At 51.6% G+C, this 25,972-nt stretch carries 28 protein-coding genes; 11 read left to right on the forward strand and 17 right to left on the reverse strand.

Features of this window, described 5'->3' with window-relative positions; translation table 11 throughout:
- Positions 1-2: 2 nt before the first annotated feature.
- From arsC to ACP15Y_RS05520, 3 genes are all read right to left on the reverse strand, one after another.
- A complete protein-coding gene (gene arsC / locus ACP15Y_RS05510) occupies positions 3-407 on the reverse strand; it encodes an arsenate reductase (glutaredoxin) (protein WP_424981996.1) in 405 nt (134 codons plus the stop codon).
- Between the two features lie 81 nt (positions 408-488).
- Positions 489-1,211 (reverse strand): MOSC domain-containing protein, encoded by a 723-nt coding sequence (locus tag ACP15Y_RS05515; RefSeq protein WP_424981997.1) that lies wholly within the window; start codon positions 1,209-1,211, stop codon positions 489-491.
- A gap of 10 nt (positions 1,212-1,221) precedes the next feature.
- Positions 1,222-1,776, reverse strand: a complete 555-nt coding sequence (locus tag ACP15Y_RS05520) for a MarR family winged helix-turn-helix transcriptional regulator (RefSeq protein WP_424981998.1) — start codon at positions 1,774-1,776, stop codon at positions 1,222-1,224.
- A gap of 85 nt (positions 1,777-1,861) precedes the next feature.
- Between ACP15Y_RS05520 and ACP15Y_RS05525 the strand changes: the two genes are divergently transcribed.
- Positions 1,862-2,611 (forward strand): hypothetical protein, encoded by a 750-nt coding sequence (locus ACP15Y_RS05525; protein ID WP_424981999.1) that lies wholly within the window; start codon positions 1,862-1,864, stop codon positions 2,609-2,611.
- A gap of 60 nt (positions 2,612-2,671) precedes the next feature.
- Here ACP15Y_RS05525 and ACP15Y_RS05530 read toward each other — a convergent pair whose 3' ends face one another.
- Both ACP15Y_RS05530 and ACP15Y_RS05535 read right to left on the reverse strand, forming a co-directional pair.
- A complete protein-coding gene (locus ACP15Y_RS05530; RefSeq protein WP_424982000.1) occupies positions 2,672-3,673 on the reverse strand; it encodes an ABC transporter ATP-binding protein in 1,002 nt (333 codons plus the stop codon).
- Positions 3,674-3,693: 20 nt separating this feature from the next.
- Positions 3,694-5,349, reverse strand: coding sequence for an alpha-glucosidase family protein (locus ACP15Y_RS05535; RefSeq protein ID WP_424982001.1), 1,656 nt, complete (start codon positions 5,347-5,349; stop codon positions 3,694-3,696).
- 214 nt (positions 5,350-5,563) lie between these two features.
- Here ACP15Y_RS05535 and ACP15Y_RS05540 point away from each other — a divergent pair, with 214 nt between their 5' ends.
- The 3 genes from ACP15Y_RS05540 (at position 5,564) to ACP15Y_RS05550 (ending at position 8,958) form a co-directional block, all read left to right on the forward strand.
- On the forward strand, positions 5,564-6,637 hold the full coding sequence (locus ACP15Y_RS05540; protein ID WP_424982002.1) for a LacI family DNA-binding transcriptional regulator: 1,074 nt from the start codon (positions 5,564-5,566) through the stop codon (positions 6,635-6,637).
- 135 nt (positions 6,638-6,772) lie between these two features.
- Positions 6,773-7,822 (forward strand): SH3 domain-containing protein, encoded by a 1,050-nt coding sequence (locus tag ACP15Y_RS05545; RefSeq protein WP_424982003.1) that lies wholly within the window; start codon positions 6,773-6,775, stop codon positions 7,820-7,822.
- 224 nt (positions 7,823-8,046) lie between these two features.
- Entirely contained in the window at positions 8,047-8,958 is a 912-nt protein-coding gene (locus tag ACP15Y_RS05550; protein ID WP_424982004.1) for a DMT family transporter, read from the forward strand.
- 37 nt (positions 8,959-8,995) lie between these two features.
- Here the strand turns inward: ACP15Y_RS05550 and ACP15Y_RS05555 are convergent, their stop codons facing one another.
- The 3 genes from ACP15Y_RS05555 to ACP15Y_RS05565 all read right to left on the reverse strand — a co-directional run bounded on the left by ACP15Y_RS05555 (position 8,996) and on the right by ACP15Y_RS05565 (position 12,522).
- Positions 8,996-10,138, reverse strand: coding sequence for a carbohydrate ABC transporter permease (locus ACP15Y_RS05555; protein WP_424982005.1), 1,143 nt, complete (start codon positions 10,136-10,138; stop codon positions 8,996-8,998).
- Positions 10,138-11,136 (reverse strand): carbohydrate ABC transporter permease, encoded by a 999-nt coding sequence (locus tag ACP15Y_RS05560; protein ID WP_424982006.1) that lies wholly within the window; start codon positions 11,134-11,136, stop codon positions 10,138-10,140. The genes ACP15Y_RS05555 and ACP15Y_RS05560 overlap by 1 nt, the downstream gene beginning before the upstream one ends.
- Positions 11,137-11,217: 81 nt before the next feature.
- On the reverse strand, positions 11,218-12,522 hold the full coding sequence (locus ACP15Y_RS05565) for an ABC transporter substrate-binding protein (protein ID WP_424982007.1): 1,305 nt from the start codon (positions 12,520-12,522) through the stop codon (positions 11,218-11,220).
- A gap of 449 nt (positions 12,523-12,971) precedes the next feature.
- Between ACP15Y_RS05565 and ACP15Y_RS05570 the strand changes: the two genes are divergently transcribed.
- Positions 12,972-14,084, forward strand: coding sequence for an ATP-dependent DNA helicase (locus ACP15Y_RS05570; protein ID WP_424982008.1), 1,113 nt, complete (start codon positions 12,972-12,974; stop codon positions 14,082-14,084).
- A 121-nt stretch (positions 14,085-14,205) separates the two neighbouring features.
- On the opposite strand, the gene ACP15Y_RS05575 is transcribed toward ACP15Y_RS05570, so the two are convergent.
- Both ACP15Y_RS05575 and fsa read right to left on the reverse strand, forming a co-directional pair.
- Positions 14,206-15,255 (reverse strand): P-loop NTPase, encoded by a 1,050-nt coding sequence (locus tag ACP15Y_RS05575; RefSeq protein WP_424982009.1) that lies wholly within the window; start codon positions 15,253-15,255, stop codon positions 14,206-14,208.
- Between the two features lie 18 nt (positions 15,256-15,273).
- A complete protein-coding gene (gene fsa, locus ACP15Y_RS05580) occupies positions 15,274-15,927 on the reverse strand; it encodes a fructose-6-phosphate aldolase (protein WP_133570792.1) in 654 nt (217 codons plus the stop codon).
- Positions 15,928-16,104: 177 nt separating this feature from the next.
- Here fsa and ACP15Y_RS05585 point away from each other — a divergent pair, with 177 nt between their 5' ends.
- The 4 genes from ACP15Y_RS05585 to ACP15Y_RS05600 all read left to right on the forward strand — a co-directional run bounded on the left by ACP15Y_RS05585 (position 16,105) and on the right by ACP15Y_RS05600 (position 19,029).
- Entirely contained in the window at positions 16,105-16,629 is a 525-nt protein-coding gene (locus ACP15Y_RS05585; RefSeq protein ID WP_424982010.1) for a hypothetical protein, read from the forward strand.
- Positions 16,630-16,776: 147 nt separating this feature from the next.
- Positions 16,777-17,373: a TetR/AcrR family transcriptional regulator gene (locus tag ACP15Y_RS05590; RefSeq protein WP_424982011.1), complete on the forward strand. Its 597-nt coding sequence runs from the start codon at positions 16,777-16,779 to the stop codon at positions 17,371-17,373.
- A gap of 10 nt (positions 17,374-17,383) precedes the next feature.
- Positions 17,384-18,352, forward strand: a complete 969-nt coding sequence (locus ACP15Y_RS05595; RefSeq protein WP_424982012.1) for an MBL fold metallo-hydrolase — start codon at positions 17,384-17,386, stop codon at positions 18,350-18,352.
- Positions 18,353-18,360: 8 nt separating this feature from the next.
- Positions 18,361-19,029 carry an MBL fold metallo-hydrolase gene (locus tag ACP15Y_RS05600; RefSeq protein ID WP_424982013.1) on the forward strand — a complete coding sequence of 223 codons (669 nt, stop codon included), beginning with the start codon at positions 18,361-18,363 and terminating at the stop codon, positions 19,027-19,029.
- A 45-nt stretch (positions 19,030-19,074) separates the two neighbouring features.
- Here the strand turns inward: ACP15Y_RS05600 and ACP15Y_RS05605 are convergent, their stop codons facing one another.
- Complete coding sequence (locus ACP15Y_RS05605) at positions 19,075-20,265, reverse strand: aromatic amino acid transaminase (protein ID WP_424982014.1); 1,191 nt, start codon at positions 20,263-20,265, stop codon at positions 19,075-19,077.
- Positions 20,266-20,407: 142 nt separating this feature from the next.
- On the opposite strand from ACP15Y_RS05605, the gene ACP15Y_RS05610 reads away from it, so the two are divergent.
- A complete protein-coding gene (locus tag ACP15Y_RS05610) occupies positions 20,408-21,235 on the forward strand; it encodes an FG-GAP repeat domain-containing protein (protein ID WP_424982015.1) in 828 nt (275 codons plus the stop codon).
- 113 nt (positions 21,236-21,348) lie between these two features.
- The gene (locus tag ACP15Y_RS05615) at positions 21,349-22,518 is read left to right on the forward strand and encodes a M20 aminoacylase family protein (RefSeq protein ID WP_424982016.1); all 1,170 of its coding nucleotides are present in this window, start codon (positions 21,349-21,351) and stop codon (positions 22,516-22,518) included.
- Between the two features lie 28 nt (positions 22,519-22,546).
- Here the strand turns inward: ACP15Y_RS05615 and ACP15Y_RS05620 are convergent, their stop codons facing one another.
- The 6 genes from ACP15Y_RS05620 to ACP15Y_RS05645 are packed head-to-tail and all read right to left on the reverse strand — an operon-like array spanning position 22,547 to position 25,915.
- On the reverse strand, positions 22,547-22,768 hold the full coding sequence (locus ACP15Y_RS05620; protein ID WP_424982017.1) for a hypothetical protein: 222 nt from the start codon (positions 22,766-22,768) through the stop codon (positions 22,547-22,549).
- Entirely contained in the window at positions 22,765-23,178 is a 414-nt protein-coding gene (locus ACP15Y_RS05625) for an SRPBCC family protein (protein ID WP_424982018.1), read from the reverse strand. Before ACP15Y_RS05625 ends, ACP15Y_RS05620 begins: the two co-directional genes overlap by 4 nt.
- On the reverse strand, positions 23,175-23,507 hold the full coding sequence (locus ACP15Y_RS05630; protein ID WP_424982019.1) for an ArsR/SmtB family transcription factor: 333 nt from the start codon (positions 23,505-23,507) through the stop codon (positions 23,175-23,177). The genes ACP15Y_RS05625 and ACP15Y_RS05630 overlap by 4 nt, the downstream gene beginning before the upstream one ends.
- Positions 23,508-23,565: 58 nt before the next feature.
- Positions 23,566-24,063: a hypothetical protein gene (locus tag ACP15Y_RS05635; protein ID WP_424982020.1), complete on the reverse strand. Its 498-nt coding sequence runs from the start codon at positions 24,061-24,063 to the stop codon at positions 23,566-23,568.
- Positions 24,060-24,986 (reverse strand): 2-hydroxyacid dehydrogenase, encoded by a 927-nt coding sequence (locus ACP15Y_RS05640; RefSeq protein WP_424982021.1) that lies wholly within the window; start codon positions 24,984-24,986, stop codon positions 24,060-24,062. Before ACP15Y_RS05640 ends, ACP15Y_RS05635 begins: the two co-directional genes overlap by 4 nt.
- On the reverse strand, positions 24,983-25,915 hold the full coding sequence (locus tag ACP15Y_RS05645) for an AEC family transporter (RefSeq protein WP_424982022.1): 933 nt from the start codon (positions 25,913-25,915) through the stop codon (positions 24,983-24,985). Before ACP15Y_RS05645 ends, ACP15Y_RS05640 begins: the two co-directional genes overlap by 4 nt.
- Positions 25,916-25,972 lie beyond the last annotated feature (57 nt).

Raw genomic sequence — 25,972 nt, forward strand, 5'->3', positions numbered from 1 at the left:
TTTTATCCCGCCCGCACCACTTGCCCATCTTCTTTGGTGAACGCGCCTGCCAATGGCGTGTTCAGCAAGGTCAGCACCACTTCTGATGGACGACATAAAGCAGCGCCTTTATCTGTCACCACGATGGGGCGATTGATCAAAATCGGATGCATCATCATCGCATCGATCAATTGATCTTCGGTCAATGTTTCATCAGCAAGGCCCAACTCGGCGAATGGCGTGCCCTTTTGGCGCAGCAATTTTCGAGCTGAGATTTTCATTTGCACCAACAGCATTTCCAGTTCTTCCCGGGTGGGCGGGGTTTCCAGATAATGGACAATAGTTGGTTCTTCGCCGGAACGGCGGATCATTTCCAGCACATTGCGCGAGGTGCCACAATTGGGATTATGATAGATCGTAACAGTCATTTGTGCCTCCTTATGCTGACACCAGCTAAGGCTTGCATGAACAGATGACAGCTACACGACAATCAGCAATGATTTGTCCGGCTATGCAGGCTCGGTTTTCCGATCAGCGTCACCTGTGGGTCCAATAAGGCGAGAGGTTTGATCCTCTACAAAATCGCCACCTGCTTTTTTGGCGAAATATTTGCGCCAGCCTTCGGCCATTGCTTCAATCGCCGCCAGTTGAGTGGCGGTTTCCGCAGATAGATTTTTGTCAAATCGCGCGGCAATCACTTTGGCCAAGGGCCAATCTTCATGCAAACGCGCAACCAAGCGCAGCTCGTCACCCATGGCCACGGTGCCCGGTGTCAGCACGCGATAGTACCAGCCTGTCCGACCCGACTTTTGCAATTCCAGCGCCATCATTTTGAAGTCCGTATGCATGTTCAATTTCCAACAGGGCTGCCGCCCTTGGTTGATCTGCACACGTGCGGTGCCCAATTGGAAAATGTCGCCAATGCACACAAGTTCTTCGGTTAGGCCGCTGGTTGAGATGTTCTCGCCAAATGCGCCGGGTGTAAATTCAAAATGCGTATCAAAGCCTTGCGCACGCCAAAACTCATAATGTTCAGCTGGATAATGGTGCACCGCTTTTTCGGGACCGCCATGCACTTTCTTGTCTGCCTGCTCGTCCGTTGTGAACCCAGTTTTTGTGAGTTCAAGTGGCGCGTCCACCTGCTTTTTGCTGATGGCGCTCGGCGGCTTGCCCTCCCATCTTTGTTGAGGTTTGCCCACAAAAAGACCGGAGATTTCTGACGTGAGTTGCATTTAAAAATCCTTACGCGGCGCGGCTATGTTCATGGCAGATTTGGGATGTTTGGTGCGGTTCCAAATCCACCTTCAGCAAGGCACAATAGGCTTTGCCATCTACCTGTTTTTGATGATGTTTGCAGCTATTGCACATGCCAAATGTGCGGTTTCCTCGCATTTCCAATGTTGTGGTGAGCAGGTTGCGCAGCCCTTCAGAAAGGGGACGCAGTTCATCGGCCCCCATTTGTGCTACTGCACTGGCAATCGAGGTCTCCACATCCAGCGCTTGATCATGCCCCGCGCATAAATCATAGCGGATAGATCGCCGGTCAGCGTCAGACCGCACTTCCTCTATCAGCCCTTTACGCACCAATGCCTTTAGCGTTTGCGACACGGTGCCCCGCGTGGTGCCAAGATAGTCGGCAACGTGCGAGGGGGCGCGTGAAAAACGGTTGGCTCGCGCCAAATATTTCAGCGCCGCCAGCTGGGTGGGGTTCAAATCATTGGTCCATTGTTCAGCCTGCGTAAGCCGCCCAATGCGTTCCAACATTTCCAAAATCGATTTTTGTTCAGATTCGCTCATAGGCAATTAATAGCGAGTCAAAATTACTATTGCAATAGTTTCGACTCACTATTAAAAGGGCCTTTCCACAACAGGAGAAGCGAAAATGAAAAATATCATTCTAGGAACTGCCCTTTTAACCAGCCTTGCAGGCACTGCCTTGGCAGACGGCAACCACGCCAAAGATATGCAAGACGCGGTGACCTCCCCGCAAAATGCACTGATCAACGCAAGTTTTGACCTTTTGGCCGCGCATGCCCATCGCAATGGGCAAGTGGTAACCTTTCACCTCAGCACTGTGGGCGATGCCGGCAAAGAAAGTCCTGAGACAATAGGTGAGTTGGGCGGCGCGGGCGTTTATGCCTATGTGTGGCCAACCTCACTTGATCCTTCAGCTGTTGGTTTTGAAGGCGAAACGGGCATCTTGGCGTTGGCCGCAACGGTGCATCCCGATTTTGATGACACGCCGCTATACGATGAAAATAATGATGGCAAATTAGATAATGACGGTGATCTGTGGCACTCCCATTGGGTGGTGCTCACCCCAACGCAAAGCTGTGGCGAAGGCGCATTGGCTGTGCGAGACATTCCCGAGGGCACGTCGCCCAAACTGCCTAAAACTTGGCCCGGATTGCCGATCTTTATCGATAGCCCAGGCTATAGCCCGCAATTCGAAGCCACCGAAGTTCGGGTAACCGTGCCGTTTGATCAAGATGTGGATTTGAGTGGTGTCAATTATGACGGGGTGACAGCCGCCCTGAAGGTCAACGCCAACATCCATGCGCCCCTCTTGTGCGTCACGGACGTGTTCGACGTTGCTTCGGGCGACCTATCCCTACCCGGCATTCTCCAATAAAAAAGAACCCGGCATTCACCGGGCTCTGAGTTCGCTCACAAGGTGAGCGGGGAGGATATCTTAGAGAGGCTGGCCTTTTTCATCAAAGCGATGAACATAGGCCGGTCTCGTTTTGATTTGCACTTTCTCGCCAAAGCCAATTGGCGCATTGCCATCGCGGCGCACCACAAGCGGCTCCTCTTCACCAATATTGATGTAAATATAGGTGTCAGACCCGAGAATTTCCGTGTGCATCACGGTGCCGCTAAAGTCTCCATCGGCATCGACAATGTCCAAATGTTCCGCCCGGGCGCCAACAGTGTGGGCGTTGAAAGGTTTGGCCTGATCGCCTTTGATGAAGTTCATTTTCGGCGAGCCGATAAAGCCTGCCACAAACAAGCTGTTGGGCTTTTCATAAAGCTCCATTGGTGTGCCCACCTGTTGCACCACACCATCTTTCAACACCACGATCCGATCCGCCATAGTCATGGCTTCCACTTGGTCGTGGGTCACATAAATCATGGTGGTGTTGGGTAGGCTGTTTTTAAGGCCAGCAATCTCCATGCGCATCTGCACCCGCAAGGCCGCATCAAGGTTGGAGAGCGGTTCATCAAATAGGAACACCTTCGGGTCACGCACGATGGCGCGGCCGATGGCCACACGTTGGCGTTGACCGCCGGAAAGCTGCTTGGGCAGCCGATCCAGATAATCGGTGAGTTGCAGCTTTGCCGCCGCGGATTCGACCTTCTCTTTGATTTCCGCCTTTGGCAGTTTCAAAAGTTTCAGTGAATAGGCCATATTGTTGAACACGTTCATATGCGGATATAGCGCATAGGATTGGAACACCATGGCGATGCCGCGCTTGGAAGGCGCAACATCATTCACTATTTTGCCATCGATCTTAAGTTCACCAGAACTGATGGATTCAAGCCCAGAAATGGTGCGCAATAGCGTGGATTTACCACAGCCCGATGGCCCAACAAAAACGATGAATTCACCGGTTTTGATGTCCAAATCGATATCTTTCAAAACATGCACTGGCCCATAGGATTTATTCAATCCCGAGATGGTAATGTCAGCCATGGTTCCCTCCTCCCAAAGGTTTAACCTTTTACTCCAATATAAGCGCCAAATGGCGGTAACTTTAGCCCGTTTTGGGTGCGGACAGCTTCATGTGGCCAATCGCTATCCTGCACCTTGTCCAAATCCAGCTCAACTTCAGCGGCCTGGTTAGACATGTTGAAAATGCACACGAAACGCTGTTCTGCATCTGCACGTTCAAAATACAAAATCTTATCAATCGCGCGTATCTGCTCGATGTCACCCATGCGCAGCGCACCATGTTGCTGGCGAAAGCGCAAGAAGTCGCGATAGAGCGCAAGCGTGCTGCGTCCCTCTTGCTGGTCCACAGCCAATTCTTTGTGCGCACGCGGCACGGGCAGCCAAGTTTTATTGGCCACGCTAAAGCCTGCATTCGGCCCATTCTTTTGCCACGGCATTGGCGTGCGGCAGCCATCGCGGCCCTTAAAATTGGGCCAAAACTCGATCCCATAAGGATCGACCAAATCTTCAAACGCAATGTCCGCTTCGGGGAGCGCTAGTTCCTCCCCCTGATAGACGCAGACTGACCCGCGCAAGCAGAGCAACAACATGGCACTCAGTTTCGCCAATGCTTCGCGATTCCGCTCATTGGCCCACCGGCTCACATGGCGCACCACATCATGGTTAGAGAACGCCCAACAGGGCCAACCATCGGTCACAATGTCTTCAAGTTCTTTGATGCGCGCGGCAAAATATGGCGCTTCAAACTCGCCGCCCAAAAAGTCGAAAGTATAGGCCATGTGCAGCTTGTCGCCGCCCGAAGTATATTCGGCCATTAATTCAAGCTGGCGCTGGGCATCGCCGATTTCACCAACTGTGGTGATATGGTCATATTCATCCAGCACCGCGCGCAAATCGATCAAGAAATCCACATTTTCCGGTTGGCTTTTGTCGAATTGGTGATTTTGCCAGTTATAGGGATTTACTGAAGGCGCGATGGTCGAATTGATCTGGTCCTTCGGCAGGGCCGGATTGTCCTGCAATGATTTGTCATGAACATAGAAATTGACTGTGTCCAACCGAAACCCATCCACGCCGCGGTCTAGCCAGAAGCGCACTTCGCTCAGTAGCGCCTTACGCACATCGGGATTGTGGAAGTTCAGGTCGGGCTGCGACGCCAAGAAGTTATGCAGATAATATTGGCAGCGACGCGGATCCCATGTCCAAGCTGAGCCGCCGAAAATGGATAGCCAATTGTTGGGCGGCGAGCCATCCGGCTTCGCATCTGCCCATACATACCAGTCGGCCTTTTCGTTGGTTTTGTCCTGACGGCTTTGTTCAAACCAGTCATGCAAGTCCGATGTGTGGCTGATGACCTGGTCGATCATTACTTTCAAGCCGAGCTTGTGCGCTTTTTCCAGAAGCTGGTCAAAGTCTGCCAATGTGCCAAAGATGGGATCAACATCCCGATAGTTGGACACATCATAGCCAAAATCTTTCATTGGAGAGGTGAAAAAAGGAGATAGCCAGATAGCATCTACACCCAAATCGGCCACATAATCGAGCCGATCCGTGATCCCGCGCAAATCGCCAATGCCGTCCCCGTTGGCATCCTGAAAGGATCGTGGATAAATTTGGTAGATGACAGCGCCACGCCACCAATCTTTGTGTTTCTGCCATTTTTCTTTGGCGTTATTTTGCAAGGCGAAGGTGCTCATCAAATACCTTTTGTTTTTGTCGTCGCTTAATTCTTTTGCCCGAGTCGCGTGTTTGGCGCGTTTCAGGTTCAAAACTGTTGGTATTTCCTTTTCCAAAACGTTTTGGTAGACTATTTTTAACGGGTTAATATTGCCCTCGTCAACCGATTGTTGAAAGTTCGGTCTGGAAAATTCAGGTTGATGTGAACAATACAGGCCGGGAAGCGAAGATTTAATGCAAGAAGATGGCCCAATAGGACGTGAGCGCGAACAGGTCACGATCAAAGACCTCTCCGCCGCGCTCGGTTTATCGATTACGACAATCTCGCGTGCGCTGAATGGATATTCAGACGTGAGCGCTAAAACACGTGAGCGTGTTCAGCAAACTGCCTTGGAGATGGGCTACACGCCCAACCGCAATGCGCAACGGCTCGTGACGCAAAAATCACATTCCATTGGCTGGATTAAAGGCGATGGGTCGCAGCATTTTGTTGATCCTCACTTTGTGGAAGTGTTCGCCGGGGTTTTGCGCGAAGTTAAGCAATATGATTATGATGTGGTTTTCGCATCAGGTGCAGAAAAGGAAGTTGTTTCGCTCTATCAGCGCTATGTGAATGACCAAAGCGTTGATGGATTTATTGTAGAGCTGCCCCAACCCAACGATGCACGCATCGATTATCTGCTCAGCACTGGATTGCCATTTGTTGTGCACGGGCGTGAGGGGCGTTCTGATCAATATGCGTGGGTGGACATTGATAATTTCGGATTGTTCGAAACCCTCACGCGTGTGCTGCTGGGCGCTGGGCACAAGCAAATCGCCTTTATCAATGGTGACGAGCATTATTCATTTGCTGTGGAACGTCGCCGCGGTGCGGAAGCTGCTTTTCAACAAATGGGCTTGTCGTCCGGCCTCACCACCTACAATGCGGTGCACCCGATGGTCCATGCCGGTTTTCAGCTCACCCAGAAAGCACTTGAAAATCCAGACATTACTGCCATCATTTATTCGTCTGCAGTGATGGCGGTTGAGGGACAGGCGGCGATTGAAGCCTCTAACCGCACTGTTGGCGATGATTTAGAAATCGCCACCATGGACGATGAGCTGCGCCATGTGGACCTTACTCAGCTTGAAGGTCGGATTAGTTTTGTGCGGGCACCGCTTAATGATAGTGGCCATGCGCTGGTGCGCCAATTGATGAAACGCGTCCAAAATAAATCCGCGCCAACAGGCGAATTGATCCCGGGGCGGTTTAAACTTCGCCCGAACCTTCCTGCTGAATTGGTGCCCGATCAATTCATCGTCGAGTAAGTTCTGCTCATTTATTTAAAATTGCGCCTAAACTTTTCCCGACATCTGCGTTCAGGAAACATTCATGCGGATTTTGCTTTCTTGTGATCCAAGGTTACTGTCATAGCTGGCAGCTTTGGAAACGGGAGAGAGAAAATGACCTTTAAACAACTCACAGTGGCAGCAGGGTTTGCTGCATCAACATTTATCGTGTCAACTGCAGCCGCCTTCGCGACGTCTGCACAATCAACCGCCGCACTGAATGTGCGTACCGGTCCTGGCACCTCATTCAGCGTGGTCGACACGCTAACCCCCGGCGAAAATGTCGAGATCAATGAATGTGCTGAAAATGGCTGGTGCTATATTGAGCATGAAGGCCCTGATGGCTGGGTTAGTTCAAACTATCTGCAGCCTGTAAGTGGCGGCGGTTCAGGCGGCTCTTCAGGTGAAGATTGCAGCTTTTCGTTCAATATCGGTTCTGGTGGCCCAAGCCTAAACATCAATTGTGGTGATGGCGGCGGTGCCCCCGCAGATCCTGATCCCGCACCAGCGCCGGATCCAGATCCAGCACCACCTTCAGGCAATGTGGCTTGTTTCTACACAGGAGCAAACTTCACCGGAAGTGAGTTCTGTCACGGCCCCGCGGTGCTGAATACGCTGGATGGCACCTTTAACGACAATATCGCTTCATTGAAGCTTTATGGCAGCGCCAAAGTACGTTTGTGCCGCAATGCAAACCTTGGTGGACTGTGTAAAAACTACACAAGCAGCAAGTCGAATTTGCCAGTTGCCATCCGCAACAAAGCATCTTCATTGCGTGTGTTCACCGGCTTCATTCCAGTGCCATTGCCTGTTGCCCCAGTTACACATTCAACTGGCCCGATTAATCTGAAGTCTAGCTTCATGGCGAACCTCGACAATGGCAATGTGGGCAGCGCTGGCGCGGACATTTGGTACCATGCTGTGAACCCTGTTGAGAAATATATTGAACCTCGCAATGGCGCAAAATTGGCGCTGGGTGACAAATCGAACCGTGGCTATGCTGGCTGTAAAACTGAAAGCTTCTCCAGCAACCCAATCTCAATCTGGGCAATGCCAGTTGGTTCCTATGTCTGCGTTAAAACCAACAAGGGACGCATCTCACAATTCCGGTTGAACGGCTATGCCGGCACCACCATGAAATTGGGATACACCACCTGGAAATAGTAATACGGATACCTCCATTCTCACCTGCCCGGCCTTTTGGCCGGGCTTTTTTATGCAATATCTGCTTCATGTGATGACAAATAATCGCCAAGAATGATGCCTCCCTTGCGCGCAACTTGCTTGCATTCGGCAGTTTTTCATCCATAGTTGGCAGATATGGCGCTGTTTCTGGCGCCTACTCCCCGTCATAATTGGCTTCCGCCATCTCAGCGATTTAGGTACATATGAATATCCGTGTTCTTGCCATTTTGGCCGGGTTAAGCACCATCGGCATTTATGCCCTGCAATTTGTGGGCGCACGATTTAGTTTGACCACGCAAGGCGAATTGGCACGCTTAACCTCGACGGACCTCACCATTTTGCGAATCATCGCTTCGGGACTATTTTTCGTGCCCTTTTTGCGCCGACGGCATGTGCGGGCCTTTCTAAATTTGGGGTGGAAGCGTATCGCACTGCTCACGGCTTTGGCTGGCGCGCCCTACCCGTTCTTGATCAATATCGGGCTGGGCTTCACCCCAGCCGCCCATGCTGCGGCCATTTTACCGTCATCTGTGGTTTTGTTTTCAGCTATACTGGGCTTGATCGCGTTCAAGGCGCCAATATCGCGCTATAGCAGCATCAGCTTGGTTTTGATCAGTAGCGGCATGGCGCTTTTCGTGTGTTACGATCTCATTTTCGACCCGTGGGCATTGCCGGGCGATTTGATCCTGTTCGCCGTTGGTGCTGGATTTGCCTTTTTCAGTTTAACGGTGCGTGATTTGGAGATTGACCCGCTCGCCGTAACTGCGGGCATCATTTGGTGCTCGTGGCCGCTCATGGTGCCCATGTTTTTCGCTATGCCGAGCAATTTGTTTGTCGCCGCGCCAAGCGAAATCCTCTCGCAAGCCATCATTCAAGGTGTTCTTGCCGGGGCCATCGCACTGTTTTTGACCACATTTGCCGCGCGACATTTGGGATCTCAAACCGCATCCTTATTCCTTGTGGGCATTCCCATCACGACCGCGTTTTTGGGCGCAGTTGCGCTGGGTGAGTTCCCCATAGTGTTGGAAATTGTGGCCCTTGGCTTGATGGCCTGTGGCATTGGATTGCCCGCCACGCGATTTGTTTTGCAACAATATAAAACGGCCCGGCGCTGAACGCCGAGCCGTTTCCTCTTTCCAGAGATATTTGTTTCTATCCGCCTTTGACAGACCCCGCCAGTAGGCCGCGCACAAAGTAGCGTTGCAACGCAAAGAACACGACCAACGGCACGATGATCGAGATAAACGCGCCAGAGGTGAGAATTTCCCAATTGTCCCCGCGTGAGCCGATCAATTCGCGCAAACGCCCGGTCAACACCAGTTGCCGATCGTTATTGCCCAAGAACACTGTGGCCACCAGCAAGTCATTCCACACCCAAAGGAACTGGAAGATTGCGAAAGATGCCAGCGCCGGGAAAGACAAAGGCAGCACCATGGTGGTGAAGATATGGAAGTGTGACGCGCCATCCATACGCGCACTTTCCATGATTTCTTTTGGCAAGCTGGCCATATAATTGCGCAGCAAATAGATCGCCAATGGCAGGCCAAAGCCAGTGTGCGCCAGCCAAATGCCGAGATAGGATTTACTCTCGGCACCAAACAGAGGCATCACGCCATTATAGAGCCGCAGGATCGGGATTAGCGACATTTGCAGCGGCACGACCAACAGGCCAACCACTACAGCCACCAACACGCCCCGCCCCGGAAACTGCATCCATGCCAATGCATAAGCTGCGAAGGCGGCAATCAGGATCGGGATGATCGTGGCCGGAATGGTCACGGTAAAAGAGTTGATGAACGAGCGGCCAATGCCCTCACTTTCCATCACTTCTTCATAGTTTTCCATGGTGAAGCGCGGCGGCGTCGCTGCGATATAGAGCACGCGTTGACCACGGCTGTTATCAAACTGCTCGTCGGATTCCCAACGGTATGACCCGTCTGCGTTCACCGTTAGCGCAGTACCGTCGCGCAAAGTGATCGTGTCGCCAGCGGCATTGTCTTTATAGGTGTTGTTGGTCACACCAAAGAACTGAATTTGCCGCCCGGCGGCGTCACCGTCGAACAGATCACCCGCGATGACATATTTGCCGTTTTCCTGAACTTGCAGCTCTGCTGTGCCGGTTCGGGCTTGGTCTGTGCGCTCCGTGGTGGTCAAAGCCGACCACCAGCCAGAGACAGAGAGTTGATCTTTGTCGCGGACTGAAGACACCAGCAAACCAAGCGTGGGCAATGTCCAAAGCACAACCAAAATCAGCAAAATGATGTGTGTGAAGATGCGTGACAAATCCATACGCATTAGCGTGTCCCCTCTTCTTGGTTGGCTTGGCGAATGTTCCAAATCATAATCGGCAGCACCGCGATCATGATCACCAGCGCAATGGTTGAGGAGCGGCCGAAGTCGACACCGCGCACCATCCAGTCAAACATCAAATTGGCCAACACTTGCGTGTCCCATTGGCCGTTGGTCATGGCCAATACAATGTCGAACACTTTCAGCACCAAAATGGTGATGGTGGTCCACACCACTAAAATCGTTGGGAAAATTTGCGGCACCATAATGTTGAAAAAGATCTGCACATCATTCGCGCCATCAATGCGCGCTGCTTCCAGCGTTTCTTCGGGAATGCCGCGCAAGGCTGCCGACAGGATTACCATGGCAAAACCGGTTTGAATCCAAACCAAGATCGCCATCAAGAAGAAATTGTTCCAGAACGGTATTTGTATCCACACTTGCGGCTCAAAGCCTAAGCCTTGGATCACCGCATTCAGGATGCCGATTTGCTCGCTATCGCCACTGCGATAGTCATAGACAAATTTCCAGATCACGGATGCGCCGATGAAGGAGATCGCCATGGGCATGAAAATCAGGCTTTTGGCGATATTGCCCCACCATAATTTGTCGGCCATCACTGCGATCACCAAGCCAAAGGCGGTGGCGCAGAAAGGCACAACAATCAGCCACAGAAGATTATTGAATACGGATTGTTGGAAATTGGGATCGCCCAAAGCCCATAAGAAGTTTGAGAAACCTACAAATTCTGTGCCTCCAGCATCGAAGAAGCTGAGCCAAAGCGTGGCAAACACAGGATAGACAAGATATAGGGAGAGAAAGAAAAGTGCTGGTGCAAGAAATATCCAAGGTCGCACTGCAGCGCGTCTGCTTTCATCTGCTGGTGTAGCGTTTGCGCCGCCCAGCAATCGGTCCAAGACCCAATTTGTTCCCCAAAAATAGATAACGCAAGCGGCAACACCCAGAATTACGGTTTGGGCCGCGCTTAGAATTTGCGCAATCATTTTGCTCCTCCCTCAATAGCAAAACGAACATATGAGAAGAAGACGCTGCACAAGGGCAGCGTCTTCTCTAGCTGATCAAGGTTACTTGATCGCATCCCAGCTTGACTGGATTTCTGCGGCAACTTCTTCTGCTGGTTTGCCACCGGCATAGTCCACCATACCAGTCCAGAAAGAACCGGCGCCGACAGCACCCGGCATCAGGTCAGAACCATCAAACCGGAATGTAGTTGCGTTGAGCAAGATGTCGCCCTGACCGCGAAGCGTGTCATTGGCATATTTGGATGTATCAACACCTTTGTGCGGGGTGAGGAAGCCTGCACGTGCCATCCAAATTTCGTGTGCCTCTGTTGTTTGCAAATAATCAATCAACGCGCGTGCGCCTTTTGAATCATTGGTGATCCCGAACAGAGTACCAGCACCTAGCACGGGCTTGCCCAAATCTTTGCTTTCAAAGGCAGGGAAATAGAAGAAGTCCGCATCAGTGCCCAATTCGGTTCCTTCTGGGAAGAAGGACGGAATGAATGAAGCCTGGCGGTGCATGTAGCACTTAGGCGGCACTTCAAACAGACCTTTTGGGCTGTCTCGGAAGTCGGTTGCGGAAACAGCTGCGCTGCCGCCATCTACCCAATCATCATTGCGGGCAAATGTACCGAATGTCTCGATGGCTTCCACAACGCGCGGATCATCAAATGGGATTTCGTTTGATACCCATTGGTCATACACTTCCGGCGACTGGGTGCGGAGCATAATGTCTTCCACCCAGTCGGTCGCAGGCCAGCCCGTTGCGCCGCCAGAACCCAGACCAATGCACCATGGTGTGCCGCCGTCTGCCACGATTTGATCAGACAGGGCGAGCAGTTCTTCCATGGTTTCAGGAACTTCATAGCCCATGTCGGCGAAGTTATCCGGTGAATACCAGACCAAGCTTTTCACATCGACTTTATAGAAGAAGCCATAATGGTTTTTGTTGCCGTCAGGTCCAGCATATGAGCCGAGATCAACCCAAGATTGACCTGCAGCATAATTTTCCTTCACCCACTCTGTGGTGTCGGCTTCAAGCGGTGCCAAACCACCTTTAGACGCCAAATCCGCGGCCAAGCCTGGCTGTGGGAAAATGGCAATGTTTGGCGCTGAGCCGGCTTGAACATCAATCACAATTTGCTGTTCAAAGCTGTCTGACCCTGAATATTCAACGTTTGCACCGGTCTTTTCGACAAATGGCGCCAAAACGGCTTCAATATGCTCTTTGTCTACTCCCAACCAAGGGCCAAAAACGCTGATGGTTTCACCTGACAAATCCATGGAATGGTTGTCCGCCAACGCAGCGCCCCCCATACCAAGGCTAAGTGCCAGTGCCGAAACCCCTGAAATCAAAATTCTTTGCATGCATTCCTCCCATTACGGTGCATCAAAATAATATTTTCCTTTGGGCTGATCGGTTCACACATCATTGCCGCGTCCCAATCTGTTTTCGCCACCCACTTCCAAAACGTTTTGGAAACAAGGCGAAATAGTGCCCAAAAAGCCTGCCTTCTTAGATTTACACAAAAGTTAGTGGTTGCCAAGTAGGGAAATTTGCGGAGTGAAAATCGACTAATTTTATTTAATTTCAATATGTTAACCCATCTTCACCCAATTAGAATCAAAATTGTCAAATCATTTCAAACAACGCGCTCGCTCCAAAATTTAGATTTTCGTCGCAAAAAATGAGCTCGTTAAAATGCGCACTAAATTGCACCAAAGAAAAATGGAATTGGGTGAGATATGGCCACTCCAACTCGACTCGTTTATGCTGCCATTTTCACGCTTTGTTTCACCAGTTTTGGCGCTAAAATATGCAATGGTCTTCGCAGCAACAAGAAGCACTTCTCGCCGTTGAGAAGTGGCTCGCCGATAAGGATGCGCCGCAAATTTTTCGCCTCTTTGGCTGGGCGGGCACAGGCAAATCTACTCTGGCGGTTCATTTGGCGGAAGGCGTTGATAAAGTCGTTTTTGCGGCCTTCACCGGCAAAGCTGCCATGGTGATGCGGCGGCGCGGCTGCACTGACGCCAGCACGATCCATTCGCTGATTTATCGCTATGTGGACAGTAAAGATGAGGACGATGCGCAAGGCGGCTCGCCTGAGTTCAAATTGAACCGCGACAGCGAAGTGAAAAAAGTTGATTTGGTTGTGATTGACGAAGTCTCCATGGTGGGCGAAGGCCTCGCACGCGACTTGATGTCGTTCGGCAAAAAGATTCTGGTCTTAGGCGATCCGTTCCAGCTGCCGCCTATCCACGATACGGGCTTTTTCACCGATGCTGAGCCAGATATTATGCTCACCGAAATTCACCGTCAGGCAGCGGATAACCCGATTATTCAGCTCTCCATGGCCATTCGCAATGGTGAACAATTGGAGCATGGACTTTACGGCGAAAGCAAAGTGATTTCGAAGCGCGACGTGGATCGCGATGAGGTGTTGGCAGCCGATCAAATTCTTTGCGGCACCAATGCCACCCGCCTCACCTATAATGACCGTGTGCGCGAGTTGAAGCACCTTCCGGCGCAGATTCCTGTCGTCGGCGACAAGCTGATTTGCTTGCGCAATAATCACCAGAAAAAACTGCTCAACGGCCAGCTTTGGCGCATTGAGGAAATGGTGGAAAAGAAAAAGGGCATCATCAAAATGGAGCTTTCGCCTGACGATGCAGGTGACCGACGCACGCGCGCCAAAATCAAGACTCACGAAAAGTTCTTCGAAGGCCGCGAAGATGAGCTGAGTTGGCCCGTAAAACGCGAATTAGACCAATTCTACTTCGGCTATGCCCTCACCGTGCACAAAGCGCAGGGCAGCCAATGGGACAATGTTTATCTGTTCGATGAAAGCTACGCCTTCCGTGAAGACCGCGCCCGGCATCTTTACACCGCAATCACGCGCGCAGCAGAACGGATTACGATTGTGCGGTAGGTATTCGGGACGCGGGTCCAGGCTGGACTCTCGAAAAAGCACATTGTTTGCAATTTCAGCTTTGGCGTCGGATGAACTGGATCCCCGGGTCATGCCCGAAGATGATAGAGTGGCAACAGCCCTAAAGCTTTTTCGCAATATCCAAATAAGCTTTAGCTTCGATGCTGTCCGGCATCGTTGCAACAACAGGGTTACCGCTGTCAGAGTTTTCCCGAATGGCCATTTGTAGCGGAATACCACCCAAGAATTTCAAGCCCAATTCGCTGGCCGTGTTCTCGGCGCCATGATCACCGAAAATATGATGCTGACTGCCGCATTTGGGGCATTCGAAATAGCTCATATTTTCGATCAGACCCAAAATCCGGGTTTGAGTGCGGGCGAACATGTCGATCGCTTTGCGGGCATCGATCAGCGCCAAATCTTGTGGCGTTGACACGACTACGGCGCCAGTCAATTCGACTTGCTGCACCAAGGAGATGTGCACATCGCCTGTGCCAGGCGGCAAGTCGATCACCAAAAGGTCCAATTCGCCCCAATCGGTTTCGCGTAGCAATTGCTTGAGTGCTGAGCTGGCCATTGGGCCGCGCCACATCACCGCCTGATCGCCTTCCAGCATCGACCCGATGGACATAACCTTCAACCCATAAGCTTCGTGCGGAGCGAAAATTCCATCTTCGCGCACCGCTGGTTTGCCTTGCAAACCCAATAGCTTAGGGATGGATGGGCCATAAATATCCGCATCCAAGATGCCGACCTTTTTGCCCTCATGAGCAAAGGCCAAAGCCAGATTGACTGCCGTGGTGGATTTACCCACGCCGCCCTTGCCTGAGGCAACTGCGATCACGGTTTTTACGCCTTTAACGGGCTCTTTTTGAACAGTAGGTTTTGGTTGTCCGGCACTTTGCGCCTTTTGCGCGGCGGCCTTGTCGCTAGTGAGCGACACCATAGCTTTTTTATCGCCCGCGACACTGGCCACGGCTTCTTTCGCGGCATCAACAATCGGCTTAAACGCCGCTTCCATGCCGGGTTGCACGGTGATCGCGAAGGCCACCGCACTTTGCGTTACGATTATGTCAGAAAGGCCCGGATATTGCGAGAGCACGCCCCCGCCTGGCACATTGATGTTGCCCAGTGCATTGCGCACTGATTGTTCCAGCGCCTTATCTGACATAATATATTCCTTCGATCCTTAAAGGATTGATTGTCCTGTTGATTTCCAATCTTTGACGAACGCGTCCAAGCCTTTGTCAGTCAATGGATGCTCAGCCAATTTGCGGATCACCGCGGGTGGAATGGTCGCCACATCAGCACCCGCCAATGCACTGTCGCTCACATGGTTTGCAGAGCGGATAGAAGCCGCGAGAATTTCGGTTTCAAAGCCGTAATTGTCATAAACGGTGCGGATATCTTCGATCAGCTGCATGCCATCAAGATTGATGTCGTCCAAACGACCAATAAATGGCGACACATAAGTTGCGCCGGCTTTGGCGGCCAACAGCGCTTGGTTCACGGAGAAGCACAAGGTCACGTTGGTTTTAACGCCTTTATTGGTGAAATAGCGGCAGGCTTTCAGGCCTTCCATGGTCAAAGGCAGTTTGATCACCACATTGTCAGCCAAAGACGCAAGGTAATCGCCTTCTTTCACCATGCCATCATAATCTGTGGCGGCCACTTCGGCCGAAACTGGACCTTCAATCAGGTCACAGATTTCTTTCACCACTTCAATAAAGTCACGGCCAGATTTGGCAATAAGGCTTGGGTTGGTGGTCACACCATCCAACAGGCCAGATTCATTGAGTTCTTTAATGTCAGCAACTTCGGCTGTATCGACAAAAAATTTCATAGGTCACCTGATCGACGTTAGGAACATTGTTGATGGGCCTTGTCTCACACTTGTTTAGCTATTCGCAAGGGCTAAAGCCGCGCAATCGGCCAATATGTCGCGAACCCTAAATTATTTTTACCAAATGATCAAAAATAAATGCTTGTTTGTGTCCTCGCTCCCCGATAGCACAGAAACATGGCGGCATTTTCGTTACATCCAGATTGCAAAAACTGCGTGGCATTTTGCTGCGTGGCCTTCGCTTTTGATCAGGGCGACCATTTTGATTTTGATAAGGCAGCTGGCGTTGGCTGCCCTCACCTATTGCCCGATCATTATTGCCGCATCCATGCGCAATTGGATCAAAAAGGGTTTTCAGGTTGCGTGCGCTATAATTGTTTTGGCGCCGGGCAGCGCGTAACACAGGAGATTTACGCAGGCAAATCCTGGCGCGACCATCCGGAATTGGCTCAAGAGATGTTTGATGCTTTTTCCAAAGTCGAAAAACTGCACGGCCTTATCTCTATGCTTGAAGCTGCTAAAAGGCTCAATCTTCCAGACTCGCTAGAGCAAAAACGCGCCGCGCATCAACATGAACTTGAATCGCTCTCCATCGCACCGGGAGACCTCAAGCAACTTCCCCTTGATCAATTGCGCCGAAGGGTTGAGCAATTCCTCAGCAGTTTGCGGCAAGAGGTTTCACCTGAGGCGCTTGGGCGATAACAAATTGCGTGCCTCCACGCACGCTCAGGCGAGCGCATCCCAACGACTCCTAAGCTACCCCCCTAAAATAGCTTCGCTTTTAAGCGCAAGACCTCCTATTTCAAAAATATTCTTGATTTTTATGACGACCGGTCTATATAAAATAATATGAACACAAAAAAGAATGCGACGCGCCGCAAGCGCAAAGGCGAAACGACAAAATCGAAACTGACCGCAATTGCGATGGATTTATTCCAGCGCAAAGGCTTTGTGGCTGTGGGTTTAAATGAGCTTTGCAGCGCAGGTGATCTGCCGAAGGGTTCAATTTATTATCACTTCCCTAAGGGCAAGAACGATATTGCAATTGCTGTGGTTGAACAGGCGAAGCAGGAAATTGGCGAAGGCATTCGGCAAGCTGGCACTGCGAGTGACAGTCTGGACAGCTTCATCGCTGCGTTGGTGCAAGGCTTTGCGAAGAATCTGGTGCAGTCAGATTATGAAAAAGGGTGCCCCGTTTCCACTTTGGCGTTGGAGTTGAGCGCGCAGGAAGCTGAGATCGGTGCGGCTATTTCCGCTTGTTATACCCATTGGCAGAGTCTGGCGGCAGACCGATTTATCGCGTTCGGCATAGACGAGCAGAAGGCTAACGAATTGGCGCAATTTAGTTTTTGCGCCCTTGAAGGCGCGTTGATTTTGGCGCGTACGCAAAAATCGCTGCAACCACTGGAACGGGTGCAGCACCATTTGAGTAACTATGTAAAGTAAGGCGTATCCCATGAAGAAGAGATATATCTCGGCGCTCGCCGCCGGGGCAATTGTGCTGATCATTGGCAGCTTGATCACCTATCAAACCTGGCCCCGCACCATTGAAGGGCCGCGCGAGCCGATGGAGTTGATTTTAGAATTTCCACCTGCCCCGCAGAACAGTGAAATTCGCATATCGCAATTTTCCACCGGCCATAATATTTCGCCAGAGGCGCTGATTTATACCGGCGGCAATTTCTTCGAACAGCACCAGAGCGTTTATTCCGGTTTCGTGGTCGAACATCCGCAATCCACGTTTATATTAGAAGGCGGCATTGGCACCAATATTGCGCGCGAACATGCCGAAAATTTTGATTTCTTCTATGAAAACCTGTTCGCCTACACTGCGACGGAAACCGCCAAAGAATTGTTGGCGGCGAACGGGAAAAGCCAAAGCGACGTCGATTTTATTGCCCTCACCCATTTGCATTGGGACCACGCGGCCATCATCCCTGACTTTTTAGACACTCCAATCTTAGTGACGGAAAATGAACTGGAGGTGGCGCGGGAAAAAGCGTTGGAGAACCAATCCTATTTCCAAGAATATCTGATTAATCCGGAAACCGAGTGGGAATTCTTGGAATTCACTGATGGCCCTTATGGCCCGTTTGATAAATCCAAGGATATGTTTGGGGATCAATCGGTGATTGCCGTGCCGATGGAAGGGCACACGGCAGGCAGCATGGGCTTTGTTGTGACAGCCGCAAGCGGCAAACGCTACTTCTTTATCGGCGACACAAGCTGGTCAATCGAAGCAATTGAAAAGGCACATCCACGCTTGCCATTCGCCGAGAACATTGTCGACCATGATGTGCCGATGGTGCACGACCAGCTTTGGTTATTGCAGCAAATCATGAAGGCCAATCCAGACCTGATGGTCGTGCCAACACATGATGGCAATGTGGTGAAGCAGATCAGCGCTTATCCGGCATTTGAATAGGTGAATTCATGAAACAAGTTGCAGAAAACGTATTTCGAATTCCGCTCATGCCGCGCAACAGCATAAATTGCTATCTCATTGACGATGTACTGGTGGATGCTGGCATCAAAAGCTCAGGCCAAAAGATCCTTAAGGCAATAGAAGGGCATCAAATCAGCAAACATGTGCTGACCCATGCGCACGCTGACCATCAAGGTGCCAGCAAAGAAATCTGCATGCGCCTTGGCGTCCCCCTGCTTTCCTCAGAAATTGAACGCGAGAATGCCGAGAGCGGATTTGCCACGCGCAATTATCCGGATCGTGACGGGTTAATTGCGAAATTTCAGCAAAAATTCTGGGCGGGGCCCGGTCATTCAGTCGACCAAACGCTGAAGGAAGGCGACATGGTCGGCAGCTTCGAGGTGATAGACACGCCCGGCCACGCGCCTGGTCACATCTCATTTTTCCGCCGGCATGATGGCGTTTTGATCGCGGGTGATGCGTTGGTCAATATGAATTTGCTGACAACCAAAGTCGGATTGGGCCTTCCCCCAGCCGCCTTTACCACAGATCAGCAGCAGAATATTCAATCCATCAAAAAGCTACACGCTCTTAGCCCGAAAATCATTTGTTTCGGCCACGGCCCCGTGCTGCGCGATATGGGTAAGTTCGACGCTTTCGTCCATAAGTTGCCATAAAAAAGGGCGCCATTGGCGCCCTCAATCATTCAGTTTAGGCAGAGCTTAGCCCTCGCGGGTGACTTTCACCAACGCATCGGCAAATTGCTCAATTTTATCGACGCCAAGACCCGCAATGTTCATGCGGGAATTGCCCACCATATAAACACCGAAGTCTTTTTTGAGCTGTTCAACCTTGTCTTGTGAAATGCCGAGCAAGGAGAACATGCCGCGGTGTTCGGCTAAGAAGTCGAAGTCGGCGCTGTTGGAACGCTGGCGCATGGCTTCGGCCAGCTTTTCGCGGATGGTCACCATGTGGTTGCGCACTTGGGTCAGCTCGTCTTCCCACTCTTCGCGCAAGGCGTCATCATTCAAGATGATCCGCACGATTTCTGCACCGTGATCAGGCGGCATGGAGTAGTTGGCGCGGGCGGCGCTGAGCAATTGTGAGAAGGTGATGTTCGCCACCTCTTCATTCGCGCCGATAATCATCGCACAGCCTACACGCTCGCGGTATAGCCCGAAGTTTTTCGAGCAAGATGCAGCAACGGCCATCTCTGGCAAGGTGCTCGCCAATTTGCTCACGCCATAAGCATCTGTTTCCAGGCCATCGCCGAAGCCGAGATATGCAATATCAACCAACACAAAGGTGCCGGTTTTTGCGACGATTTCGGTCACCTTGTCCCATTGTTCATTGGTCAGGTTGGCGCCCGTTGGGTTGTGGCAGCAGCCATGCAGCAACACAATGTCGTCGGCTGTCATTTTTTCCAGCGCGGCGCAAAGCTCGTCAAATTTCACTTTACCGGTTTCGGCATCGAAATACGGATATGTCGCTGTTTTCAAACCAGCTGCGCTCATCAATGGCACGTGGTTTGGCCATGTCGGGTCTGACAGATAAACGGTCGCGCCCGGCTTTGCTACGTCGAGCAAATCGGCGATCAGGCGCAGAGCACCCGTACCGCCGGGTGCTTGTGCGCCGCGCACGCGATCGCGGGAAATTGAGTCACCCAAGACGAGATCGATCATGGCATCGTTGAAGCCAACATTGCCAGCCATGCCAACATAGGTTTTGGTGGTTTGCTCTTTCACCCGACGATCTTCCGCTTTGGCGACAGCGGTCATGATCGGGGTGTTGCCTGTTGCGTCTTTATAAACGCCCACGCCAAGGTCAATCTTGCTGTCGCGCTCATCAGCTGCGTATTCAGCAATCAAGGCAATAATTTTATCTTGCGGGGCGGGTTTTAAAGTTTCAAACATTGTCTTTCCAACTTTTGTGGGTTCGCTTTGTTCGCCGCACTTTGGTAGGCGCTTATCGTTTCACGTGCAAGTGATTTGCACGCGATTTCACCCGTTTGGCAAGATAGATTCCTTATCCATTCGACGCATAGGACCCATCATTTTGCGACCAGTTCACCGCCTCATTCAAAATCTCGCCCTTATCGCCCTCGCCAGTTTGCTATCCATCTCCAACGCATGGGCTCAAAAAATACCGCACAGCCAAACCGCAAAGGGTGGCCAATTCGTGCGCTCTGTCGAGCTGATCAACGCAACCCAGCGTTATCAGCATTTTGTGTTGGGTGATCAATTTGAAGCGGCAGGATTTCAGGTCAGTTATCGCGATGGCACAAAGGCGACATTCAACTTGCCTGCGACCGAGGTTTTTGAAGACCGCATTCCGCGTCTTATGGATCTTACAGGCGATGGCGTTGAAGAACTGATTGTGGTGCAAAGCCATATCCAAAAAGGTGCGTCACTCGCGATCTATAATCTTGCACCGGGCAATGTTTCCCTGTTAGCGCAAACGCCCTATATCGGCCAGCCCAATCGGTGGCTGAATCCAGCGGATATTGCCGATTTTGACGGTGATGGGCGGGTAGAGATCGCTTTGGTCTCAAAACCGCACTTGGCCAAAGAGTTGCAGCTTTGGCGCTATACCAAAGGCAAGCTCTCACTGGTTTCGACACATGTGGGCTTTTCCAACCATCGCCTTGGCTCTCGTGAGCAACAGCTTTCCGCACAGGCTGATATAAATGCCGACGGGATTACTGATTTAATTGTGCCCGGCACAAACCGCAAAAGTTTGCACATGATCAGCTTTGCAAATGGATTTCAGGTGTTGCACACCGTTGAACTTGCGGGTGAAATTGCAGGCCCCGTGACAATAAACGGCGGCGAGTTGCGTGTCCCTCTCCGCTCCGGCAATACCGAGATTTTGCAGATTTTTTGAGTCCTTGTTGATGGTTATACTGGCCTCTGGTCAAACCAATTGAATTGTTGCACTATGCCGCATCCAATTTCGCGCCATGGCGCGCAAAACCAAAATATCTAGGGAGACACAACGTGCCGATTATCAATCGTATCGCAGAATTTCATGATGAGATTACCGCGTGGCGACGCGACTTTCACGAACATCCAGAGCTTTTGTATGATGTGCACCGCACTGCGGGCAAAGTTGAAGAATTGCTCAAAAGTTTCGGCTGCGACGAAGTTGTGTCGGGTATCGGCAGAACCGGCGTTGTCGGCATTATCAAAGGTAATAAGGATAGCTCTGGCAAAGTGATCGGCTTACGTGCCGATATGGATGCGCTACCTATTCATGAGCAAACCGACAAGCCTTACGCCTCTAAAACTCCGGGCAAAATGCATGCATGCGGCCATGATGGGCACACTGCTATGTTGTTGGGTGCGGCGAAATATTTGGCCGAAACCCGCAACTTTGACGGCACAGTAGCGGTGATTTTCCAACCTGCGGAAGAAGGCGGCGCTGGTGGCAAAGCCATGGTTGATGATGGCATGATGGACCGTTTCGGCATTCAAGAAGTGTTCGGCATGCATAATTTCCCCGGCATTCCGGTGGGCGAATTCGCCATCCGTGAAGGCGGCATTATGGCTGCTGCGGATATGTGGAACATCAAGGTCACTGGTGTCGATTCCCATGCCGCTATGCCGCATAAATCAATCGATCCGATTGTAGTTGCATCACATATCGTTCTGGCGCTGCAAAGCATCGTCGCCCGCAATGTGGACCCGGTTCAATCTGCCGTGGTATCCACCACCATCATTAAAGGCGGTTCGGCCCACAACATCATCCCAATGAATGTGGAATTGGCGGGCACAGTTCGTGCACTTGATCCAGAGGTGCGATTGCAGGTGAAATCTCGTTTGATTTCAATTGCCGAAACCGTGGCTGCTGGCTTTGGTGCCAAAGCAGAAGTCGATTATCGCGATGGCTACCCCGTCACCATGAACGCACCAGACCAAACCGCCTTCGCCACCGACGTGGCCAAAAATCTAGTGGGCGATGAACGCGTGGATGCCAACACCGAACCAAGCCTTGGCGGGGAAGATTTCTCCTTTATGTCCAATGCGCGCCCGGGTGCCTTTATCTTTGTCGGCAATGGCGACACAGCTGGTCTGCACCAAGACCAATATGATTTTAATGATGATGTCATTCCCTATGGCTGCTCCTATTGGGCGCAGCTCGTGGAAACGGCAATGCCAAACAGCTAAAAGAAAGCCCCGCAATTGCGGGGCTTTTTTATTTTGCCGGTGCGGCAGTACGTCCTTTTGAAAAATAGGGCAAAGCGAACAGATATAATCCGCTGATCAGCAAAAGCGCCAAAGGCAATAGCGGCAGATAATAGACCCATTGTGCGGGTTCTTGACCTAGGCCGAGGGTAAGAAATATTCCCCCAACAATTAGGGTGAATGCCAGTGAAATCCAGCGATGAGATGTTCGGATAAAGCGGTTCAGTTTCATTGAGCCTCCTCCTGCTTTGGCTGTGCCAACACATTTTCCAATTGATTGAAGAAGTTTTGCCAACCGTGGCGAGCACCATGAAAGGCTTGGTTTTGATCTGGCTTAAAGCCTTTTTGCTCCATGCGCAAAAGCGTGCCGTTTGCTGTTGGCTCCAAGGTCCACGTCACGACGCTTTCCAGCCCATAGGCTTCCCAGCTATATGCAAGTCGCTTTTTGGGCTCCACTTCCAGCACTTTGCATTCCACCGCGCCCCACTCGGCCTTAAACTGGAATTTGTGGCCAAGATCTGGCGCGAAGTCAGACTGCATAAGCCATTCTTGAATGAGATGAGGCTGGGTCAGTGCCCGCCAAATTTTCTCCGGCGCGTGGGCCATTTCTCGCTCCACCACAACGGTACGCACATCACTCATTGATCCATCCTTGTTAGCAACGCATCCAAATCATCAAAGCGGCTCTGCCAGAATTGGGTCATTTGCTGCGTCCAATCGGCAAGCGGCGACAGTGCTTCCAGCTTGGGCGTATAATGGGTTTGCCGCCCATCCACTCGCCCCTCCACCAGCCCGGCCTGTTTCAACACGCCGAGATGTTTCGACACAGCTGGCTGTGACACCCCTGCTCGCTTGGTGAGGTCCACCACCGTCTGATCGCCCTTTTGGCACAATTGCTCAAAAATCGCGCGACGGGTTGGGTCTGCCAATGTTTTGAACAGCACATCATGATTTGGTTGGGTTTGGGTCATAATTCATAACTCTCCAGTTATGTTTTAATTCATAACTACGTAGTTATGAATTGTCAAATTATTTTTGAAGTTGGAGTTTGCTTATCGCGGCGGCCCGGTCCGCCGTGGTTTTCACCACTAGAAATTTCTCAGGATGGAGATGCATATCGCGCATGATGTTGGGGCGGATTTGGCCCTTAAAGTTCCAAACCAGTTTCAAATGACGCAGCGCCAGTTTGTACTCAGGACAATCTTCGGGCAATTCCGGACGGCTTTTAAATAGATAAGGCAGATTGCGCTTTAACGCGCGAGCATAGGCAACAGGGCGAGCAACATCGAGAAAAACAATGATGTCCGCGGCCTGTCGCACTTGCGCCGAAACGCCTTCGATGATCCAGGCAGGCTGCTTCATCAGCTCTCTTTCCAACCGAACGCGTTGATCAGGTGGTGTTTTTTGCCAACCCGCCCGCCAAACCACTTTATCCAGTCCAAACACCGGCAAACTGAGCGTGTCGCCTAGCTCTTTTGCAAATGTCGTTTTGCCCGAGCCGGAGTTGCCTGTGACATGGATTTTCATGTCACGGGATCAAGCGGCTCGCCCGTATCAAAATAGGCGATCAGATTGTCCACCACTTGCGCGCCCATCTGCTGGCGCGTCACGTGGGTGGCGCTGCCTGCGTGGGGGGAAAGCACTACGTTTGGCAAATTGCGCAAGGTGTCTGGCACATGTGGTTCGTTTTCAAATACGTCCAATGCTGCGCCACCCAGTTTGCCTTGTTCAAGCGCCGTGATCAATGCTGCTTCGTCAACAATGCTGCCCCTGGCGATATTGACGAGAAAACCTTCGGGCCCCAGCGCGTCGATCACATCAGCATTGACCAACTTATCCGTATCCGCGCCACCGGGGGCGATGATCACCAGCCAATCCACATGGTTGGCCATTTCTGTGAGATCGTCAAAATATCGGTAGAGATTATGTTGGTCCGTACGGCCGAAATAACTAATATCCATATCGCAAGCTTCGGCCCGTTTGGCGATGGCTTTGCCGATCCGGCCTAGCCCTAAAATGCCCAATTTTGCTCCGGCCAGCTGCCCGGTCAATGGCGCTCGCTTCACGCTTGGCCAATGGCCATTACGCACCATTTCGTGATTTTTGGGGATACGGCGGGCCAAGGCGATCATCAAACCGAGCGTGAGTTCCGCCACTGCAGCGTTCAGTCGGTTTGGCGTGTTGGTGACAATGATATTACGCGCCTTAGCGGCAGCAACGTCAATATTGTCGTAGCCAACGCCGAAATTGGCGATGATCGTCAGATTCGGCAGTTTATCCATCAATTCCGCACCGATGGCACCGCCACTTACCCCGTCAATTTCAGTCGCATGTTTGGCCAAAAACGCATCTTTATCGTCCGCTTGGTCCATGCGGAACAAGTTGAAATGCTGTTCCATCAATTGCAAGCAATCTTGCGGCAACCCGCCCGCGATCAGAATATTTTTCATGAGAGCACCCATAGCCAAAATGAAATGGTGAAGACACTTAGCAACGTGCCTATCAAAACTGTTGTGGCGGCCACGTCTGTGCCGCGATTGAAGTAGGTGGAAAAGATATAGGCGTTGATGCCTGTGGGCATTGCCGCCAGCAACACCACAATCCGCGCAATCTCCAGCGGCACGCCCAACAGCGGCACCAACATCAAATACGCAAGCGCCGGGTGCAGTATATTTTTGATCAGCGCCATGGCCAGCGCCGGCCCCCAGCTTGCGGAAAGTCGATATTGCGTCAGCGCTGCGCCTAGGCCAAACAAAGCCGTTGGCAGCACCGCGCTAACCAGCAATTTTGTCGCGTCGTCGAGAAACAAAGGCAACTTCAAGCCAGAAAGATTGAGCGCCACGCCAGACGCGATGCCGATCAAAAGCGGGTTGGTGGCGATGCGCTTCAGGGCGTCTCGCAATGCATGGCTGATCGGACGGCCATCCCGGCGTGACATTTCCATGGTCAACATGCCCACGCTCATCAAAGTGGGCGCGTGGAAGCCGATGATCATATAGATCGTTGGCAGCGCTTCATCGCCATAAGCGCGTTGAATAATGGGAATGCCTAGCAAAACTGTGTTGGTGAACAGCGCGGAAAAGCCGATCGCCACGGAAACACCGGGCCGCGCACCAAACTGCGTGCGCGCCAAGATGATGCCCACCACAAAGCCCGTTAGCGCTGCGATGTAAAAGGGCAGGATCAGGTTGGGGTTGAGCGCTGAAGAAAAATCAATCGTCAGCATGGCGCGGAACAGCAAGAATGGCGCGGCGAAATTGTTGGTGAATGCGATTAGACCTTTGATGCCATCTTGCGGAAAGGCTTTGAACCATGTGGCGAAGTAGCCCAAGCCCACAAGGCAAAAAACCGGGGCGATGACATTAAAGATAAACAGCATAAAGCAATCCGCATCTATTGGAGCGCGGCGCTTATGTGCAAGAAATGCCCCCTGCTT

This window comes from Maritalea sp. S77 (assembly GCF_049801075.1).
GTDB lineage: Bacteria > Pseudomonadota > Alphaproteobacteria > Rhizobiales > Devosiaceae > Maritalea.

Coding starts and splice junctions, on each gene's coding strand:
- ACP15Y_RS05515 (WP_424981997.1), bottom strand. CDS start 1,211: ATGCAACTCACGTCAGAAATCTCCGGTCTTTTTGTGGGCAAACCTCAA.
- arsC (WP_424981996.1), bottom strand. CDS start 407: ATGACTGTTACGATCTATCATAATCCCAATTGTGGCACCTCGCGCAAT.
- ACP15Y_RS05535 (WP_424982001.1), bottom strand. CDS start 5,349: ATGAGCACCTTCGCCTTGCAAAATAACGCCAAAGAAAAATGGCAGAAA.
- ACP15Y_RS05545 (WP_424982003.1), top strand. CDS start 6,773: ATGACCTTTAAACAACTCACAGTGGCAGCAGGGTTTGCTGCATCAACA.
- ACP15Y_RS05585 (WP_424982010.1), top strand. CDS start 16,105: ATGGCGGCATTTTCGTTACATCCAGATTGCAAAAACTGCGTGGCATTT.
- fsa (WP_133570792.1), bottom strand. CDS start 15,927: ATGAAATTTTTTGTCGATACAGCCGAAGTTGCTGACATTAAAGAACTC.
- ACP15Y_RS05540 (WP_424982002.1), top strand. CDS start 5,564: ATGCAAGAAGATGGCCCAATAGGACGTGAGCGCGAACAGGTCACGATC.
- ACP15Y_RS05550 (WP_424982004.1), top strand. CDS start 8,047: ATGAATATCCGTGTTCTTGCCATTTTGGCCGGGTTAAGCACCATCGGC.
- ACP15Y_RS05625 (WP_424982018.1), bottom strand. CDS start 23,178: ATGAGTGATGTGCGTACCGTTGTGGTGGAGCGAGAAATGGCCCACGCG.
- ACP15Y_RS05525 (WP_424981999.1), top strand. CDS start 1,862: ATGAAAAATATCATTCTAGGAACTGCCCTTTTAACCAGCCTTGCAGGC.
- ACP15Y_RS05570 (WP_424982008.1), top strand. CDS start 12,972: ATGCAATGGTCTTCGCAGCAACAAGAAGCACTTCTCGCCGTTGAGAAG.
- ACP15Y_RS05595 (WP_424982012.1), top strand. CDS start 17,384: ATGAAGAAGAGATATATCTCGGCGCTCGCCGCCGGGGCAATTGTGCTG.
- ACP15Y_RS05530 (WP_424982000.1), bottom strand. CDS start 3,673: ATGGCTGACATTACCATCTCGGGATTGAATAAATCCTATGGGCCAGTG.
- ACP15Y_RS05630 (WP_424982019.1), bottom strand. CDS start 23,507: ATGACCCAAACCCAACCAAATCATGATGTGCTGTTCAAAACATTGGCA.
- ACP15Y_RS05605 (WP_424982014.1), bottom strand. CDS start 20,265: ATGTTTGAAACTTTAAAACCCGCCCCGCAAGATAAAATTATTGCCTTG.
- ACP15Y_RS05635 (WP_424982020.1), bottom strand. CDS start 24,063: ATGAAAATCCATGTCACAGGCAACTCCGGCTCGGGCAAAACGACATTT.
- ACP15Y_RS05565 (WP_424982007.1), bottom strand. CDS start 12,522: ATGCAAAGAATTTTGATTTCAGGGGTTTCGGCACTGGCACTTAGCCTT.
- ACP15Y_RS05590 (WP_424982011.1), top strand. CDS start 16,777: ATGAACACAAAAAAGAATGCGACGCGCCGCAAGCGCAAAGGCGAAACG.
- ACP15Y_RS05600 (WP_424982013.1), top strand. CDS start 18,361: ATGAAACAAGTTGCAGAAAACGTATTTCGAATTCCGCTCATGCCGCGC.
- ACP15Y_RS05560 (WP_424982006.1), bottom strand. CDS start 11,136: ATGATTGCGCAAATTCTAAGCGCGGCCCAAACCGTAATTCTGGGTGTT.
- ACP15Y_RS05520 (WP_424981998.1), bottom strand. CDS start 1,776: ATGAGCGAATCTGAACAAAAATCGATTTTGGAAATGTTGGAACGCATT.
- ACP15Y_RS05645 (WP_424982022.1), bottom strand. CDS start 25,915: ATGCTGTTTATCTTTAATGTCATCGCCCCGGTTTTTTGCCTTGTGGGC.
- ACP15Y_RS05555 (WP_424982005.1), bottom strand. CDS start 10,138: ATGCGTATGGATTTGTCACGCATCTTCACACACATCATTTTGCTGATT.
- ACP15Y_RS05640 (WP_424982021.1), bottom strand. CDS start 24,986: ATGAAAAATATTCTGATCGCGGGCGGGTTGCCGCAAGATTGCTTGCAA.
- ACP15Y_RS05620 (WP_424982017.1), bottom strand. CDS start 22,768: ATGAAACTGAACCGCTTTATCCGAACATCTCATCGCTGGATTTCACTG.
- ACP15Y_RS05575 (WP_424982009.1), bottom strand. CDS start 15,255: ATGTCAGATAAGGCGCTGGAACAATCAGTGCGCAATGCACTGGGCAAC.